1 protein-coding gene is annotated in these 604 nt (G+C 35.9%); it reads right to left on the minus strand.

Annotation, left to right across the window (positions count from 1 at the left end; translation table 11 throughout):
• On the minus strand, positions 1-437 hold a 437-nt coding region (locus KH893_RS11475), incomplete at its 3' end, for a ThiF family adenylyltransferase (RefSeq protein WP_281166236.1).
• Positions 438-604: the final 167 nt, after the last annotated feature.

Here is a 604-nt window from a genome sequence, read left to right on the forward strand (position 1 = left end):
TATAAGTACTGTCTGTTCAGATTGTTGTCCTCAACTCGGTCGAAATCTACCAACAAAAATCTTGAAATATGGCTTCCGCAAAGGTGTTGAAGAATGGATCCTCCAATTCCACCCAATCCAACTATACAAACTCGCTGACGGTCCAAAGAAACAAAAGCCTTGTCTGGATTCCCTACCAATCCTTCGATAAAGTAATACGTTCTGGGATTTATATGCGTATCCAACGGCGGATTGCTTTTAACAAGCTTTTGTTTCTTCAAAAACGCAAACGTTTTTGTCTTAGCTAGTAAGTCTTCTTTTTTAAGTCCACTAGAACATACGGCATTTATAACATCGATTGATTCCGGAGTTTTCGAAATTTTCCATATTTTCCTATACTCAACCAAAAATTGATCATTTACATCAACGACTCTAACGAAGTCTGCAATTTTATACATGATTAACACCGTTTACCTTAATAGCACATCTTAACAAAAAGGTGGGGCTTGTGCCCCACTGAGAGTTACGTTGCATTAAATAAATATGTCCTACGTTTAACATTTTAGACAATACTATACTCTCAAACCTTCTTATAAAATATAATGCTTAACAATTTAGATTGCAC

The sequence above is a fragment of the Liquorilactobacillus sicerae genome (assembly GCF_029916425.1).
Taxonomy (GTDB): Bacteria; Bacillota; Bacilli; order Lactobacillales; family Lactobacillaceae; genus Liquorilactobacillus; species Liquorilactobacillus sicerae.